The organism is Candidatus Nitrososphaera evergladensis SR1 (assembly GCF_000730285.1).
Classification (GTDB): Archaea; Thermoproteota; Nitrososphaeria; order Nitrososphaerales; family Nitrososphaeraceae; genus Nitrososphaera; species Nitrososphaera evergladensis.
In genome coordinates, this window is sequence record NZ_CP007174.1 from 2540856 (window position 1) to 2557057 (window position 16202).

General features: G+C 47.1%; 17 protein-coding genes, 1 tRNA gene and 1 pseudogene. 15 read left to right on the top strand and 4 right to left on the bottom strand.

What is annotated here, in order from left to right:
* The first annotated feature begins 138 nt into the window (after positions 1-138).
* The 10 genes from NTE_RS13855 (at position 139) to NTE_RS13890 (ending at position 7911) form a co-directional block, all read left to right on the top strand.
* Positions 139-723 (top strand): nucleoside monophosphate kinase, encoded by a 585-nt coding sequence (locus NTE_RS13855; protein ID WP_226987033.1) that lies wholly within the window; start codon positions 139-141, stop codon positions 721-723.
* Positions 720-1130 (top strand): RNA-binding domain-containing protein, encoded by a 411-nt coding sequence (locus NTE_RS13860; protein WP_148701556.1) that lies wholly within the window; start codon positions 720-722, stop codon positions 1128-1130. Before NTE_RS13855 ends, NTE_RS13860 begins: the two co-directional genes overlap by 4 nt.
* Positions 1131-1168: 38 nt before the next feature.
* Positions 1169-1306 (top strand): DUF5679 domain-containing protein, encoded by a 138-nt coding sequence (locus NTE_RS17200; RefSeq protein ID WP_226987284.1) that lies wholly within the window; start codon positions 1169-1171, stop codon positions 1304-1306.
* A gap of 90 nt (positions 1307-1396) precedes the next feature.
* Positions 1397-2353 (top strand): ATP-binding cassette domain-containing protein, encoded by a 957-nt coding sequence (locus NTE_RS13865; protein ID WP_148701557.1) that lies wholly within the window; start codon positions 1397-1399, stop codon positions 2351-2353.
* A complete protein-coding gene (locus NTE_RS13870; protein ID WP_148701558.1) occupies positions 2343-3122 on the top strand; it encodes an ABC transporter permease in 780 nt (259 codons plus the stop codon). Before NTE_RS13865 ends, NTE_RS13870 begins: the two co-directional genes overlap by 11 nt.
* Before the next feature lie 37 nt (positions 3123-3159).
* Positions 3160-3234: transfer RNA gene (locus NTE_RS13875), tRNA-Pro, on the top strand.
* Positions 3235-3521: 287 nt separating this feature from the next.
* The gene (locus NTE_RS13880) at positions 3522-4355 is read left to right on the top strand and encodes an alpha/beta fold hydrolase (RefSeq protein WP_148701559.1); all 834 of its coding nucleotides are present in this window, start codon (positions 3522-3524) and stop codon (positions 4353-4355) included.
* A gap of 371 nt (positions 4356-4726) precedes the next feature.
* Positions 4727-5734, top strand: a complete 1008-nt coding sequence (locus NTE_RS13885) for a hypothetical protein (RefSeq protein WP_148701560.1) — start codon at positions 4727-4729, stop codon at positions 5732-5734.
* 4 nt (positions 5735-5738) lie between these two features.
* Positions 5739-5909, top strand: a complete 171-nt coding sequence (locus NTE_RS16780; protein ID WP_158385601.1) for a hypothetical protein — start codon at positions 5739-5741, stop codon at positions 5907-5909.
* A gap of 1693 nt (positions 5910-7602) precedes the next feature.
* A complete protein-coding gene (locus NTE_RS13890; RefSeq protein ID WP_148699329.1) occupies positions 7603-7911 on the top strand; it encodes a hypothetical protein in 309 nt (102 codons plus the stop codon).
* A gap of 156 nt (positions 7912-8067) precedes the next feature.
* On the opposite strand, the gene NTE_RS13895 is transcribed toward NTE_RS13890, so the two are convergent.
* A complete protein-coding gene (locus tag NTE_RS13895) occupies positions 8068-9333 on the bottom strand; it encodes a hypothetical protein (RefSeq protein WP_148701561.1) in 1266 nt (421 codons plus the stop codon).
* A 774-nt stretch (positions 9334-10107) separates the two neighbouring features.
* Between NTE_RS13895 and NTE_RS13900 the strand changes: the two genes are divergently transcribed.
* Complete coding sequence (locus NTE_RS13900) at positions 10108-11379, top strand: polysaccharide deacetylase family protein (RefSeq protein WP_148701562.1); 1272 nt, start codon at positions 10108-10110, stop codon at positions 11377-11379.
* 373 nt (positions 11380-11752) lie between these two features.
* Here NTE_RS13900 and NTE_RS13905 read toward each other — a convergent pair whose 3' ends face one another.
* The gene (locus tag NTE_RS13905) at positions 11753-12808 is read right to left on the bottom strand and encodes a TerC/Alx family metal homeostasis membrane protein (protein WP_226987034.1); all 1056 of its coding nucleotides are present in this window, start codon (positions 12806-12808) and stop codon (positions 11753-11755) included.
* Between the two features lie 119 nt (positions 12809-12927).
* Between NTE_RS13905 and NTE_RS16980 the strand changes: the two genes are divergently transcribed.
* The 4 genes from NTE_RS16980 (at position 12928) to NTE_RS13920 (ending at position 15039) form a co-directional block, all read left to right on the top strand.
* Complete coding sequence (locus tag NTE_RS16980) at positions 12928-13086, top strand: hypothetical protein (protein ID WP_193354077.1); 159 nt, start codon at positions 12928-12930, stop codon at positions 13084-13086.
* A gap of 82 nt (positions 13087-13168) precedes the next feature.
* The gene (locus tag NTE_RS13910) at positions 13169-13756 is read left to right on the top strand and encodes a hypothetical protein (protein WP_148701563.1); all 588 of its coding nucleotides are present in this window, start codon (positions 13169-13171) and stop codon (positions 13754-13756) included.
* Between the two features lie 90 nt (positions 13757-13846).
* Complete coding sequence (locus NTE_RS13915; protein ID WP_148701564.1) at positions 13847-14521, top strand: MarR family winged helix-turn-helix transcriptional regulator; 675 nt, start codon at positions 13847-13849, stop codon at positions 14519-14521.
* Positions 14522-14595: 74 nt separating this feature from the next.
* Positions 14596-15039: an MgtC/SapB family protein gene (locus NTE_RS13920; protein ID WP_148701565.1), complete on the top strand. Its 444-nt coding sequence runs from the start codon at positions 14596-14598 to the stop codon at positions 15037-15039.
* Between the two features lie 18 nt (positions 15040-15057).
* On the opposite strand, the pseudogene NTE_RS17640 reads toward NTE_RS13920, so the two are convergent.
* Together NTE_RS17640 and NTE_RS13930 are read right to left on the bottom strand one after the other, a co-directional pair.
* Positions 15058-15147: pseudogene (locus tag NTE_RS17640) on the bottom strand (SHOCT domain-containing protein); the annotation flags it as partial.
* A 242-nt stretch (positions 15148-15389) separates the two neighbouring features.
* A complete protein-coding gene (locus tag NTE_RS13930; protein WP_148701566.1) occupies positions 15390-16046 on the bottom strand; it encodes an HdeD family acid-resistance protein in 657 nt (218 codons plus the stop codon).
* Between the last annotated feature and the right edge of the window lie 156 nt (positions 16047-16202).

Here is a 16202-nt window from a genome sequence, read left to right on the forward strand (position 1 = left end):
TAAATTCATAACAACTTCAAATATCCTCGCACTTGAGCCATTTTTTCGGTGTCGTACAAGCTATAAAGGCCATTTCGCCGCCTATGTCAGCGGAATAATGATAAACCAGCTGGCCGGCACACATAACGTCATACTTAATTGCCAGACAAAAAGAAGAGACTAATAGTCTGCCTTACGGGGATGCCGGGTGCCGGCAAGTCCACCGTGGCGTCGTACCTGAAGGAAAAAGGATTTTCCGTGATAACCATGGGCGACGCGGTACGTGAGGAGGCCAAGAGGCAGAAGCTAGAGCCTACAGATGCAAACCTAGGCAGCATGATGCTGAAACTGAGAAAGGAACTCGGCCAGGGCGCAGTCGCGCACCTGATACTGAAAAAGCTTGAAAGGGACGGCAACAAGAACAACCTTGTAATAGACGGCATACGGAGCATCCCCGAAGTCGAGGTATTGAAAAAAGTAGGTGAGGTCAGGCTGCTTGCGATACACGCGTCTCAGGATACGCGCTTTAAGCATTTGACGGAGAGGGGCAGGTCGGACGCGCCCACAAACCAGGACGAGTTTGCAGGAAGGGACAAGCGCGAGCTGTCGGTTGGAATAAGCGAGGCAATAGCGCTTGCCGACGAGACGCTTTCAAACAACGAAATAACAATAGACCAGCTGAAGGAAAAAGCGTATGCAATAGTGAAAGGATGGCTTGCAGAGGCGGCTGCTGAGGCAAGATGAGAAAGCCCCGCGTGTCGTCGCCCATCGAGGTAAAGGTTGAGGCGGTCGTGAACCCGTCTGAGGACCCGCAGAAGGTCATCGGCGCCATCGAAAACGTCATTGAAAGGTGCTCGCCAGAGTTCCGCTACGGCAGCCGCGTAATCGGCAGGGCGGCAGGAAGCGAGCCGTTATCCACCATATACGAGCAGGTACGCTCTAGGTCTGCAATGGGCGTGCTGAGGAGGATGCTCCTTGACAACCGCGCGGGCACCAGCACGTGGTTTTTGCTCAACAAGCAGGCGGCAAGTGCGGGAATAGCGGCGGTAATCGAGGACGAGCAGGAATCGCCCCTTGGGCCCATCCGCGTCACGATAAACTGCGAGGAGCTTGACGCCTTGACCGACTGGCTGGTCCCCGAGAGCGGGTAGTGGAAAAACTCTTTTACCCCACCCCCGTACCCGCCCTTATGGAAGCATACTGCGTGAAGTGCAAAGCCAAGCGCGAAATGAAGGACCCAAAAAAGATTACCATGAAGAACGGCAAGCCGGCCACACAGGGCATCTGTCCCAAGTGCGGCACCAAGATGTTCAAGATTGGCGGATAAAAGCCGCACATACATACATCTTTTTTACATTCTTATTTTTCTAAGGTATAATAGCCGATTGCGTGTGACTGTACGCGCGTCTAACACACAATGATAAAGTTAAAGAGCCTCACCAAGCGCTACGGCAACAACCTCGTGGCCGTGGACAACCTGACGCTTGACATCGAGGAGAACGAGATATTCGGGCTTTTAGGCTCAAACGGCGCGGGCAAGACGACTACAATACACATGCTTGCCACGCTGCTAAAGCCCACGTCGGGCACTGCCACCGTCAACGGCTACGACATTGTAAGGCAGCCGTCCAAGGTGCGCGAAAGCATCGGCATCGTGTTTCAGGCGCCAAGCAGCGACGACATGCTGACAGGCTATGAAAATTTGTACGTTCACTCGCTTTTGTACAGCGTTCCTCGCGACATCAGGAAAAAGAGGATAGATGAGGTGCTGGAGCTCGTCGGCCTGTCGGAGAGAAAAAACGACAGGGTAAAGACGTACTCGGGAGGCATGAGGCGCAGGCTGGAGATAGCCAGAGGGCTGTTGCACAAGCCACGCGTGATGTTCCTTGACGAGCCTACGCTTGGGCTTGACCCGGCAAGCAGGGAGACTATGTGGAAGTACGTGCGCCGGCTGGTAGAAGAAGAAAAAGTGACTATCATACTTACCACGCACTATATGGAGGAGGCCGACATGCTCTGCGACAGAATAGGGGTTATTGACAGGGGCAAGATAGTGGCGCTGGACACGCCTGCAAGATTAAAGGCGGCGCTTGGAGGCGACATCATCAAGATCAAGACAAAGGCTAAAGACGCTGACGTGATTGCAAGCAAGCTTGACTTTGTGCAAAAAGCCGAGTTTGTCGACGGCCTGCTGGTGCTGTCTGTCAGAGACGCCAAGCGCAGCCTTCCGGTGTTGCTGCAGAAAATCGAGGCAGAGCAGGCCGAGTTTTCAAGCCCTACCCTGAACGACGTTTTCATACACCTGACTGGCAGAAACATCAAAGAGCAGGCAGAAGGCGGATTCATGGAGAGGTACGCCCAGTATGATGATTGAAGAAGTGCAAACCCACGTTGCCAAAGTGTACGCGATATGGCTGCGCGAGTTCAAGGTGTTCTTGCGGGAAAAAAGCAGGCTTGTGGCGTCAACGTTCACGCCGATTCTGTGGCTTTTTGTCATCGGCTCCGGGATAGGCTCTGCCACTACGGTCAGCGCCGCGCCAAGCCTTGACTACCAGCAGTTCATTTTTCCGGGAATAGTCAGCATGTCCATAATATTCACGTCGGTGTTTTACGGCTCGTACATCATCTGGGACCGCAAGTTCGACTTTTTAAAGAGCGTGATGGTGGCGCCGGTTAGCAGGGGCGCGGTGTTTGTCGGCAAGACGCTTGGCGGCATGACAAACTCGCTTGTGCAAGCGCTCATACTGCTTGCCATCGGAGCTGCAATCGGGATACCGCTGACGCCGCTTTCGGTGGTGCAGGCAGTCGCAGTCATCATGCTGATGTCGTTTGGCCTCACCTCTCTTGGGCTTGCTCTTGGAAGCTACATGTACAGCCTGGAAGGGTTCCAGATGATAGTCAGTTTCGTGGTGTTTCCGCTGTTCTTTTTGTCCGGCGCATTGTTTCCCCTTGACAACCTGCCGGCGTGGCTGTCGGTGCTCACAGCCATCGACCCTGCCACGTACGGCGTGAGCGCAATGCGCGGGACGATGCTTGGCGTAGGCTCGGCAAACCCGGCGCTTGACTTTGCGATACTGACGGCGTACACTGGCGCACTGGGGCTCTTTGGCATCTATTCTTTCAAGCGCATGAAAGCGGTGTAGGTTTAATAGAGGTAGAAAAGCCTCTGACACGCAAAGAGGGGCCATCGTCTAGCTTGGTCAGGATGTCAGCCTGGGGCGCTGGAGGTCGTGGGTTCAAATCCCACTGGCCCCACTCTAAATTAAGAACAAATCCCTTGTTTTTGCCTTCAAAAATAGGTCATGAGATGGACGGTAAAAGCCTAGGTGCGGTGGGCAGAAGCTTTCCACAATGTTTGGGCGAGAGGCGCCCGCCCAACCCTTGCGAGCGACAGTCCAAAAGCAAGTCACTGGGCCGGTAACCGACTTTTCAGGCGATTACAGGATGTATAAATAATCTAGAAAGCTGCTTTTTATTTTGCTTTTATATGATCATTGGTATTCATTCTATACGGCAGATGGCGATTAGCAATATCTGACCTCATGAACATCCAGATACAGGGAAGGCAGCTACACTACATAGAGCAAGGAAAAGGTCAGCCAGTAATCTTCATTCATGGCGGAATCAACGACTATCGGAGTTGGCAGTTTCAGATAGGGCCTTTTTCAAAAAAATATCGTGTTATCTCGTATAGTAGAAGGTTTGCTTACCCAAACAGGCAGCTAGGCAATGTTGTTAAGGACAACACGATTGGCGACAATGCTGATGATCTGGCTGAGCTAATAAGGAAACTAGAGCTAGCACCGGTACATCTGGTCGGTCATTCATACGGAGCATTTACTGCATTGTATTGTGCATATCGCAATCCAGAATTAGTAAAGACACTTGTGCTTGGCGAGCCTCCTGTTCTTCCATTCCTTGCAAAGAGTCATCTGGAAGACGACTTGGAATTGCTTTCATGGTTCAGAGATGATGCCCAAAGACCTGCTATGGAAGCATTTGAAAGAGAAGATGACGAAAAAGCGATCCGGGCGTTTGTAGACGAAGTTATGGGGAAAAAGAACGCCTTTGATCAGATTCCTGAACGGGCAAGAATGTTGATAATGGATAATGCAAAGACCTTGCAAGGAGAATTAGAATCCGGCATGCCTACTTCATTTACTATTGAAGATGCCAAGCAGGTATCAATCCCTACACTATTAGTAGTGGGAGAGCTTAGCCCAAGATTCTTCCATAGGATTATAGAAATTCTCTCTGACAACATGCCAAATACCGAACAGGCTACTATTCCAGGTGTTACTCACGACCTTGGTCGGGCGACAAAGCCAGATATTCTCAATGCAAAAGTAATGGAATTTCTTGGAAAGCATGCTTAGAGTTAGCGAAGCCATGGTGGAAAAGTTTGTAGTGCAAAAGGAGCATGTTGACGGACTGAGTTTTGCAGAGACTATCATGAGATACCATCCTTTGCATGATAGAAGATCTTCCAAAAGAAAGACAAATGACAAGACATAATCTCCTCTCTATACGGCTCAAAGTCGGCATTTGTTGACAGTTGCCTAGCACTCTTTTCCAGTATAAGGTTCCCAAAAGTCGTCAAAGACTTCCGAACTCCATGAGGTTCCGAAGAATAGAGTTGACATAATTTTGATTTTTTTCGGCTGATATTCATATCAGAAGGGAATAAACCACCTTCGTGAACTTTTCTTTTCTCCCCTTTCCTCCATTCTCTTTTTTATTATAGTATATGTCCGAATTAATATCAGCCGTTGTCGGTGCAATGCTGCAGAAGACGGATCCCCAAGTTGTAGACTTGGACCGAGACTATATCCAAGAATACCTCATCGACCTGAGACATCGTTCACCGCAGACCGTAGATCTCTATCGAAGAAGTTTGGCAGCTTGCGGGCTAACGACGATCAGAAGGGACGAAATAGACCAAACTTGGGCCAAGTTGAGGGCACTCTTAGAGAATAGACGGGTAGGTAAAATATTTGTAAATAAAGCAAAAACTGTAGTCAAAGGCGCCATCAGACGTAAGACTTGGAAATGGGAGCCGACTGAAGATTATCAACGAATAATCGAGCTATGCGGCATTGAAGGCGAGGATGTCGAGGAATATAGTCTAGATGACATCCAGACTATTTTCGGCGTTACATTCTATGAGCCGGACTTGTTCAATGCATGTGTTCTCCAAAGCCTATCGGGTATCCGAGCTGGCGCTCTTAAAGGACTCGGTTGGACTGCATTTCATAAAGTTCCTGATGTTGATGGCGTTTTGCTTTACCGTGTGTTTTCTAAAGGGCGCCACTATACTGCGGCCATTTCAGAGCGTGTCTTTAATTTTCTTAAAGATAGGAATCGGCTCAACAACCCCTACCTAGTGTGGTATGATTCCGGCTACAAGACACCGTTTACGACTCTACTCCGAACCCGGCTGTATTATCAAATCGTGATCAAACACGGATTAGGGGAGGTCCTAGAGCTTGACAGAAAATCTCTTCAACATTCTATGCGGCATTTTGTCCTGACCGAGTTTGCCGCATCACTCTCTGAAAATGACGCATCAATCTTGAGCGGTCATAAAGTCTCCTCAAGCACGATCAATCTGTACGTCAACAAAAGAATACAACGCAATGGAGGAATGCCGTTGCCAGACTATCATCGTAAGATTGCAGAGCTGTACAAGAAAACGCCGCTATACAACTTTCCGATAGAAGATGTGGAAAAGTGGGCTCAAAAATGGAGGAGGTGATTGAATGCACAAAGATAGTGAAATCGAGATAGTGGGAAGCAACTTCAGTGTCGGACAAGTTCTGGCTATCGTCAAGGCTCATAATGGTGGCGTAAGCATGGTCCAAATAAGGAGGAGATTCAAAGTATCGCCTAAGGCTCTGAGAATAATGCTTACGGAGGCCGGCTCGAAGTGAAAATCGAACTACATTGAACGCTTGACAGCGAGGGCCAGCCTATTTTCTACGCCTTCCTGCCAAGGCGCCGAAATGATCATCCTCAGCCAACTATCGGCCATCATTGAGATACGTTTCTCCCCTTACCGCCCATCTGGAATAGGGATCTCTATTTGGTCAAAGTAGAAACCAAAAATCACCATAGTTGCGAGGACTTGATCGAAGGTAATGCTGGCAAGTGCCCTGTGATATTGACAGAGAATTTTTTGGCATTCCTGTGGCGTTAGCACCGCCGCATCTCCATGAAGGTTCCTCATAACAAACTTGTGAAATGACTTGGTAAACGTCACGGTGTTTTTATCGCTTCTTCTTTCTGCCACATTGGTCCGTATCAGTATGTTGATCAACCCATTCTCAACCCACAACATGAGATTTATGGTCATATTGCTAGTTAATAACTCTGTTTCATGTCACTTATCTATAAAAAGGATAGAAGTTGATCTAGTAAATGAGTCATCTTTTTGGTTAATTGCGGTTAATTTTCTTAGGTACGGGCCATTGCTTTTTTTAATAAATCTAGATCAAAAAAGTTCGTTACATGAATCACACTTCCACCACCATATCCTCTTCTCACCATCAGTGACTTCTGCAAACAATTCTGAGCCGCATGAAGGGCACGATACCAGTCTCTTGCCTTCTCTTCCTATCAGGAAGTATGTTGAGAGATAATGTTCTGCAATAGATATCTGTGTGAGTCACATCTGGGACAAGAAATGAGGTGGTTGTTCTACACTGCAGCAGATCCATAAAACTCTGATTTGATGGCGTTCCTGCAGACTTGTTTACGAGAATGATGAAAAGAACTCATACAGGCAATCAAGTCAACCGTCGGATCGGAAGTCATTTATGCTATTATGACCAAATTAACGAATGAGAGCGACTGAGAAGTTCCATAGAGGAAGTGTCGCAGCACGCAAAGCAATCGGACACACTCTATCCAATATTGTCCATGCTTGGTTTAGGATGATAAAGTTTGAGCTGCGTACGCTTTTGCGGTGGTGACACTAATTTTTTGTTCGTTCCGGGGTCTAATATGCTCCCGTCCAACAACTTTCTTTTTTGGTATAGAATATGCAACCCTGGCGATGCAAATATTCATTGGTAGCCTCCGTCTGTGATCTACATCAAGAGGCGTTCGATTCAAGATAAGCTGGAGGGTTGTTGCAGATTTTGAATTGTCGGAATATCATTTCCGCATTCTCTGGCTGGACCCTAATTGTATCTCTCATAAGAAGCTGAACCTGCCTTAACGAGTAGTAATAGTCTCCTCTTCTGAACCATACTTGGCCCTTGACTGAAAATAATTCATGAAGCCGCAAATTCTATCACATCCTCATTACAACGGATTTACAGTCTGTGTGTATACCGGCGGCCTTATCACTTATAGACCCTTTGCCCGTCTGTCAGTTTTTTGTTTTTTATTATGATAACAGAATGTCACAATTCAAAACAATCCGTGTCCGTGGCGACATCTATTCTGCTGGAAGGCGCTTCCTAGGGTGGCACAGTCCAAATACTGAGAAAAAGACAGCAGGTGCGGCCTAAAGTCCTCCACCACCACGCCCTGAGGCGTGCTCGTTCCAACTGATACCAGATACTTCTAGAAGTTGTATGTGTCTCGTTTATCTATGAATAACACTGTAGGCTTCTTTGTATGACAACAACTATAGTTCGAATTGAACACGCAGTTGGCAACTTTGAAGCTTGGAAGAAAATGTTTGACACCGATCCTTTAAAGCGGGAAAAATCCGGCGTGCGACGTTATCGGATATTGCGGCCAAAGGATGATCAAAACTATGTAATGATTGATTTGGAGTTTGATAATGCGACACGGGCGCAAGCTATGGCAGAAGCCTTAAGAAAGATGTGGGAGAGTAGTAAAGATGCGCAGACTGTCATGCAGAATCCCAAAGTTCGGGTTGTGGAAGTCGCAGAGACCAACGAATATAGAGAGGACGCATAACCCTTCTGCCTTTCTCACTCGGCGCCTCCTCGAAGTTGTTGCTCTCCTTGCCGATATGCATAATCGAGTTGACATGTACACAAGAGCAGTCTGCGTTTGCACTGGGTGCAGCGTGCTCGAGCTGATGGTCATGAATCGTGTCGCACGGTATCCAAATTAGTACCCAAATCGAATAGCGAAAAGATCATTCAAGGGATTTACATCTTCACGCCAGATTGCAGCTGGAATTGCTTCAGCTGATGTAAGCTCGTCTGGATTGCGAAAGTTTGTTCCAAACGGGATTAGAGGACTTGTCCAGTTGCTTCCAGTGTTGGTTATTTCATAGACTTTATCATTGGCCAATGTAAATACATGAATGACGCCATCTGGTCCCAAGCTTGCTGCAGGAAGCGAGTGTGATAGATTCGAGTCCACCGTCTCGACTCCTTTGAAGACGCCCATATTGTTCCATTTGGCAACCATGAGGTCGCCAGAGTTTCCGTCCTTGACATAGAACACATAGATAAAGTGGCGGTTGTCGCTTATAGAAGAGATCTGCTTTACTGTTCCAAAGTGCAGCCCAGAGCCAGTCGTCATATTCATTGGACTCCAGTAACCCGCGTGGTAAACAGAATAATACAGTTCATTTGCATCAAACGGGGCATACACAAAGAGCATTGAACCTAGAGAAAGCCGCGCAAGTGACATCTCGCCTCTTGTTCCAGGTGCTACTGCCCAAGTAGCATTCATTGATGTTGTCCAGCTGATTCCACCGTCTGTAGATTCAAAAATTGCATATTGGAAGCCAGTGCCATTTGCAGACCACCTAAATGCTGCAAAGATATTCCCGCGTGTGTCCGTGCTAGCAACCGCAGCAGTGCATGCCCCGCCGCCAATATTGCCCACGCATGAACTTGGGTTTGATACAGTTCCAAGAGTACTGGGTTTATCCTCCCACTTTATAGACCGGCTAATAGGAGAGAAGACGCCTTCTTTTGCGTGTAGCTCTGTCATTGTGTTGTTTGATACTGCATTTGAATAAAGCAAGACGATGTGTGTTTCGCCATGTAATGGCGTAGCAGCCACTGTCCATCTTGCAAAGTCAGAACCGGCGATACCTGTATTGGCAGATTGCGGGACGCCCCATGTCTGACCCTTATTTACCGAAACCTTGTAGAGGATGTTGGAGCCATCATAATAAAACGCCACAAATGTGTGGTTGTCGACAGGAATTAATCTTCTTCCTCCTTCAGAGTTATCATAAGCAGATGGAGAAATCGTCAGGTTGTCCCTTGCGACTGTATGAACTCTATGAGATGCCTCGCTTGCATAAACCTTTGATTTAATGTCGCTATTTACCAAATTTGTAAATCCTGCGATGGCCAGTATTCCAACAACTAAGACGCAAACCAGAGCCGCGGCAATGAGCTTGGTCTTAGACAATAGTGAATATACGATACGTTACCTGATTAATAACACTGTCTAACTGGAATTCTAGTTCTTCCTTCTCAGCTAAAAGTCCTTTACTCTGAAACTCTTCATGATCAGAATCTGGTCGCCACCACCAACAAAACAATTCCTACGTAAAGTATTGCGCTCATCCGGATGAGAAAGTTCTGAACTCTCATGTCAGTAGTCCCCCCTTTTCTTCTCAAATTCAAGAGTCATCCACTTGCACACTAGTATAGGCGAGCAAGCGCTTAACAGTCTTGTCTTCAAGTATGGCCTCTTTCTGGCAAGTATTGCTTCTTATCTGCATTGAGATCGTAACGAGGCAGCGTAGACTCTCTCGTACAATCTAGCTGCATGTAAACGCATCGCTAGGGCTCATGTCTAACGAGAATTTCCCTCTAGGATCCAGTCATGTCGCCATTCTTCTGCGCCATCGTTCTATAGGGTAATATTTTGCAAAAAACGGCTCCTTGACGAACACGAGTCTTTCGTACTCGTTTGTCATTGTTATCCCTGACAAACGGCAATGTCCACGACGGCCATGAAATTCGTCAAACAGAGAACGACGAGCAGAGAGCTTTCGTGCAGGCGCTATGCTTTTCCATTCAAGTCTCAGGAAGAAGAATCAAGGAGCAGTCATTTTGATTTACAACGATTCCCAATTAGCATCGCTCCAGAAGGGAGGCAAGAGCAGGATTGACATCCCACTCGTTTCCCATTGGCGCTCCCTCATCCGCAGAACGAAGAAAGACAGCGAATGTTGTCTTGTCTGTAATACTGGCAAGCATCATTATCATTACAGCTTCCGTGTTTTTAGTACCGGCGGCCGAAAGTGCACGCGCGGCAAGTACGGAGTGCAATTGTGTCATTTTCCGCCTTGATGACGTTCAGGATTCGTGGATACACGACGTGCAGGCAAAAGTGCTTGACGCCTTCATCAGCAGCGACACCAAACTTACCCCCGGCATAATCATGAATTTCTATGGGTCGGATTCTGTTGTCGTCGACAAGATATCGCAGGGAAAAGATGCAGGCCTCTTTGAACTGGCGCTTCACGGCTGGAACCACGTTGACTATGCACAACTTTCACTTGCTGAACAAGAACAGACGCTTGCCGATGCAAACACAAAACTCCAGAAAATTAATGGCCAAAAATCAAACATATTCATAACACCGTACAACTCTGCCGACGCTGACACGCTTGCGGCCATGAAGGACACTGGCCTGACAATTCTGTCTGCAGACCTGTATGCTGACGGTTCACCGCCATTTCTGGCAGTCACCTATCCTGCGGCGGATCCTAGCGGCATAGTCAGCATACCTTACACGGTCTACTACGTAGACGAGGACAAGCCATCCGGACAAAATGCCAAGACTGCCGACCAACTGTACGCAGAGATAAACGACAGCATTGAAGCTCACGGCTACGCGGTGGTAATGCTGCACCCTCCTGACTTTGCAAAGCACGACGACAATAATGGGCAGGCGCTAAATGCCGTCAACCAGAGTCAGATAAACACCTTGCAGACTCTCATTGACAAAATAAAGGCCGACGGCAAGACGATAACCAGTTACAATGAACTGGTTTCCATGACAGACAATTCCGACCAGTCAGCGGATGCGCCGTCGACGTCAATTAGTAATGTGTCTCTGCACTCTGGCAGCGCTGGCGCGTCTGGCAGCCGGCAGTTGATGAACACCCCTTCCTCAACTGACCCGATCTCCGGGCCAAATACCATAAAGCCACAGATTAAAATAACCTCGCTAACAGCCATCCCAAGCGTTACCGAAGGCTCGAAGGTAAAGGTATCAGGAACCGCAAGTGATGACATAGCGATCTCCAAAGTCGAAGTCAGGGCAACTTTGCCTGATGGCTCTGCCGGCACCACATATGTCAGCGCAGCATTGACCGGCGACGGAGAAGAATGGTCATTCGATCTTCCTCTTGCAGATCCGGCATTTACAAAGGTAGTGGCAAGGGCGACAGATGCATCAGGCAACCAGCAGTGGGCGGTGGTATCTCTTCCGACGGCATGAGGCCAATAGCGACACGCAAATGTTGGTCAAGGCTTAGACTTGCATGATATAGCAGTAAATGAAAATTCGCCGCACAAGAGCTTCAAAGAGCATATGGGATTTTGCAGTCCCATCTCCATAATCTCCTTCCCTTCTTTACGAATGCAAAAATACAAAATAGCTAGATGCTTGGCGTTGAACCCCCTAAACATGGAAAGACTCAACCCTGCTGTCCCCACTTACGTTATGAGTTCAGATAGCAGCGCGGCATGTACAAGCAATACATCGATGATCATCTGAGAGAAGATCAGAGAATGCAGCATTACGTCCTATTAACGCGGTTGAGTGGCAGGAAAAAATCTTTTCATGCTTTTGAATTTAGCATTTTTTTCGTTCATTTTTCAAGATCGTGCGATTTAGCCAGCTGCTGGGAGGACTGCTCCTTCTTTGCCCGAATAACGGACAAAACAAGGGCCCCGCCGAGTATCGCCGCAATAACTGCAAGTGAAGCGACAACAGGAATATGAAAGACCTCAGAAAGCACCATCTTGACGCCTATGAACAGAAGTAGGGCAACCAATGCAGGCTTGAGATATCGGAACTTTTCCATCATCCCGGCAAGCAGGAAGTATAGACTGCGAAGTCCAAGGATTGCAAATATGTTCGAGGTTATGACTAGGAACTGGTCGGTTGTGATTGCAAGCACGGCGGGAATGGAGTCGATTGCAAATACAAGGTCGGTTACCTCGATGATAACAAGCGCTACAAGTAACGCAGTCGCGTAGAGGGTGCCATTTATCCTTGCAAGGAACTTGCCGCCGTGCAACTCGGTCGAGACAGGTAAAATCCTTCTCAGCATCCTGACGGCAATATTCTTTTCGACTTCAATCTTTTTCTCCTTCTTTTGGAGCATCATCCTCGCCGCTGTGAGGACGAGCATGCCTCCAAAGAGATAGACCATCCAGTGAAACGTCTCAAGCAGAGATGCCCCTACAACTATCAACGGAATTCTCATCGCGATTGCACTCAATATGCCCGCTGAAAGAACCCGGTGCTGGAAAGCATGGGGAATGCCAAGAGACGAAAATATCAGGAGGAAAACGAACATGTTGTCAACACTTAGAGACTTTTCAACGGCATAACCTGTTACAAATTCGAGCATCTTGTCGTAGCCCATCTCTATGAGTATAATTACAGCAAAGATAGCAGCAAGCCCTATCCAAACAATAGTCCAGATTAGCCCTTGACGAAACGCGCCTGTCTGATGATGAGATGAAGGAGGAGGATGATGATTATCATGTTCAGCAATAGGGGAGGAAGAGGTAGCTGCCGTTTGTCCCCGGCCAAGAACAGTTCTTCTTAGAGCGCCCAGAATTCCAAGGTCGACGGCAAGAGCAGCTCCGACAAATACGCCGAATAAAATCCACATCACATATCCGTCTTCAAACAACCGCTCTTTCAATACTGGCTTGACAGAGAGGAGTATTTTGCCTACACGTCCACTCTGCAACACAATGTAAACAAGAATTCTAAATATTCAAAAAGACACAAAAGAATTAGCACAAAACCATGGAAGATATCATAAGCGGCGGTAACAACAACAGGAGCAATGGTGTATCGTGCCCTTACTGTCAGTCAAAGTTTGCAACAAGCGAAGAGATGTCAAAGCACGTTGACAGGATGCACCACGGGTCGGGCCTGCTTGAAGGCGATTCTCGCAGGTGGTAAATGAAAAAACAATAACAATCATCGTCACAACCACCGACTTTTCGTTCCTTTTTTTGTTTCCCAAGGAGAATCTTTTAATCGGTTGGAACCCAAACCTCTAGTGCTTCCATACTTGAACAAAAGCACCGCTAATGATCATGATGTAAAGAAAAAGGAGAGGACAGAAACCATAACATTCAGGCTCCCATCTGCGCTTATAGACGAACTGCGTACTGACGCAGAGTTGGAAGGTGTAAGCCTCAACAACTATGCGGCAAAGATATTCTCAAACCACGTGCAATGGGAAAGGTACGAGAGGAAAGTAGGCCTCTTGCCTATGACAGAAGCGTTTCTGAAAGAAACGCTAGGTCAGTTGACAGACGAGCAGGTCATAAATCTCGCACAAAAGATAGAGAAGCAAAAGTTCAAGAATATTTTGGCATTTATGAAGGACAGCCATGACGTTGCAGATTTTGTAGAACTCATAAGGACATGGCTGAACGTGTCATGGATGCAGCAGAACGTAGAACTCCGCAACGGCACTTATCAATTCAAGATTCAACACAACCTGGGAAGCAAGTGGTCGCTTTATGTAAAGACACTCATTGCAGAGCTGGCGCAGGATGTTTTGGGCAAAAAGGCAGTCATCAAAACTATGGCCGAGACGATATCTTTTTCATTTCCAGAATAGCCGTCAGAAATACACGCTCACACACATTGCAACACATTGTGGACTTGCTGTTTAAGTAATTTTGCGTGTGTCATTTTTTATGAAAGAGAAATGTCAGAAGCACACAATAGCATTGGAGCGACGGAGAACAATAACAGTCCAAAACATTTCATGGTACTGGATGCCATTTCAAGAGGCATGGATGATATCGGCAAAATAGCCAAGGTAACTAAACTTGACAAGGCCGAGGTTGAACTGGCGGTAAACGACCTTGCTGCTCAACGGCTAGTTTTGGCCTCTGCAAAGAAGAGGAGGCTTTTTGGGAGAAGGGCACTGCAGGTCTCTATAACAGAAACCGGTACAAGACTGCTTGAAGAAAAGAAAAGGCAGCTAGAGAGAAAAGCGATTGACCTGCGGAATTCTTATCGCAATGGAGACAGACAGGCCACGCAGTCATTTATGGATGAAAATCGTGCATGGTTGCCAATGATGATATTTTCAGGCCTGATGAGCGCAGTCATGTTTGCATCCATCATGTCCTTTGCAGGAATGGCGATGAATCCTGCCGAGTCTGCCATGGCAGGCGATGCTGCAGCCACTGCGGCAAGTTCACAGGAAACTTCTGCGGATTCTGGCGCTGGCGAATCATCAAACGAAAGTGCAGACGGCGGGGGTGGCGCAGACTTTGGTACAATCAGTGATACAAACAGCAGTGATAGCGGCAGCAGCTCTGATGCAGGATTTGATGCCACAGGAGGAGACCTAGGCGGAGACATGGAATTTTAGTTCATGTCTGCTTTTGCCATTACGCTGAAGATGGTCGTATAGTCTACTACTCCAAAGAAGAGAGGAAAAATAAAATGGTACTTGAGAACTTGCCCACCGGCTATGAGATCGAGTTCCTGATCAATCTTGGAATCTCGCTGGTAGCAGGTTTTGCCATAGGCGCGGAAAGAGAATCGAGGGGCAAGGCGGCTGGAATTAGCACGCATTGTCTTGTAATAGGAGGAGCGATGATCTTTACGTTTTTGTCCTCTGTAGTAGATCCTAATTCGTCATCCAGAATCGCAGCACAGGTGATATCTGGAATTGGTTTTCTAGGAGCAGGTCTTATCCTAAAGAGCGAAATAGACGGCAAGATTACCAACCTAACTACTGCAGCTGCTGTATGGTTTGCTGCTTCAATTGGGATGGCCATAGGATATGAATACTACTTTCTTGCCGCTGTTGCAACAGCATTTGCCGTCGGAGTGCCGCGCATACCGCATATTTCGAAAATGATGAAGAAAGGCGAAGAGACATAGCAGGTTTGGGTTTTTTTCTTAAATGCTTAAGAGTAATTGAATTTTGAACTTTTGAAATTCTTCTTCTGTCAACAGGCCTTGTTGCTTAAGGCTAGCCAATTTTTGAAGTTCCTGTAATGGATCCTTTTTGTCCTAGCTGGATGCTTGCGCTGCCTGTGTACCAAGTGCCTGTTAGACCCGGGCAACCTGTGCTTGCTAATCTGTTCTTGCTGCGCTTGTGCAGCCTGCATCGCTTCAAATTGCCTTCTAGCTGCATATCTCCCTACTACTGCAACGGTGGTCCCCTCACAATCATCGTGCCAAACAATCCGATAATGCTAGTAGTAGTAGCCTACAGTTTTGTGTGTACGTCATGATGATGACAAAGAGGGCATCCAAGCCTGTCCCCTGCCAGTGATTCCGGTAACGACCAGCCTAATGCCATAAACCAAGAGTCCTACCCCAATCACAACCGCTGCTAGTGCTATTCCAAATGCTGGAGACGCAAGTATCATGATAGACAATGCAACTGCCAGTGCGCCTGCAATGACACTTAATGTTCTAGCACCCTTGCTTGGTCTGGGCATATTGATGTCGCCTGTTAATTCGTTTCTTCCCATGAGGCCTGCCACTATGCTAGCAAAACCGCTAAACATCAAGGCAACAGCTCCCAGTATTATCGCAAATACAGCGCTGCTAAGGGGGAACGCCATCATGAAGATTGAAAGTACTATTACCAATATTCCAAGGCCAATGTGAGCGCCGCGAGCTTGCTTGTATAGGAATATTCCTGCAATTACACTTTCAATGCCAATCAAGAGCAAGACTATTGCTGCTACCGTAAAGACTGTTACAATCGTGATGACCGGATAAATGATTGCAGCCAACGATAGTACAATTGCGATAGCCCCTATTGCGATTTGCAGGGCTCTTACCCAAGAAGGCGATTTTACACCTGTGATTTTAGTTGCAGTCACACCTCTCTTTATGAGAGGAATAAAACTTAAAGTTATGCTAAGATTTTTCATCCCAATTTTTAAGGATACCAGTTACAAAATATGCTCATAGCAGAAATTTGTTAAATAATTTCTATTTATAAGAAGAATTATTATGTAATAGAGTATATAAATCGAACGTGCTTTCCGGATGCTAAATACACGGGTCCGAGTTGAATAAAAATGAGT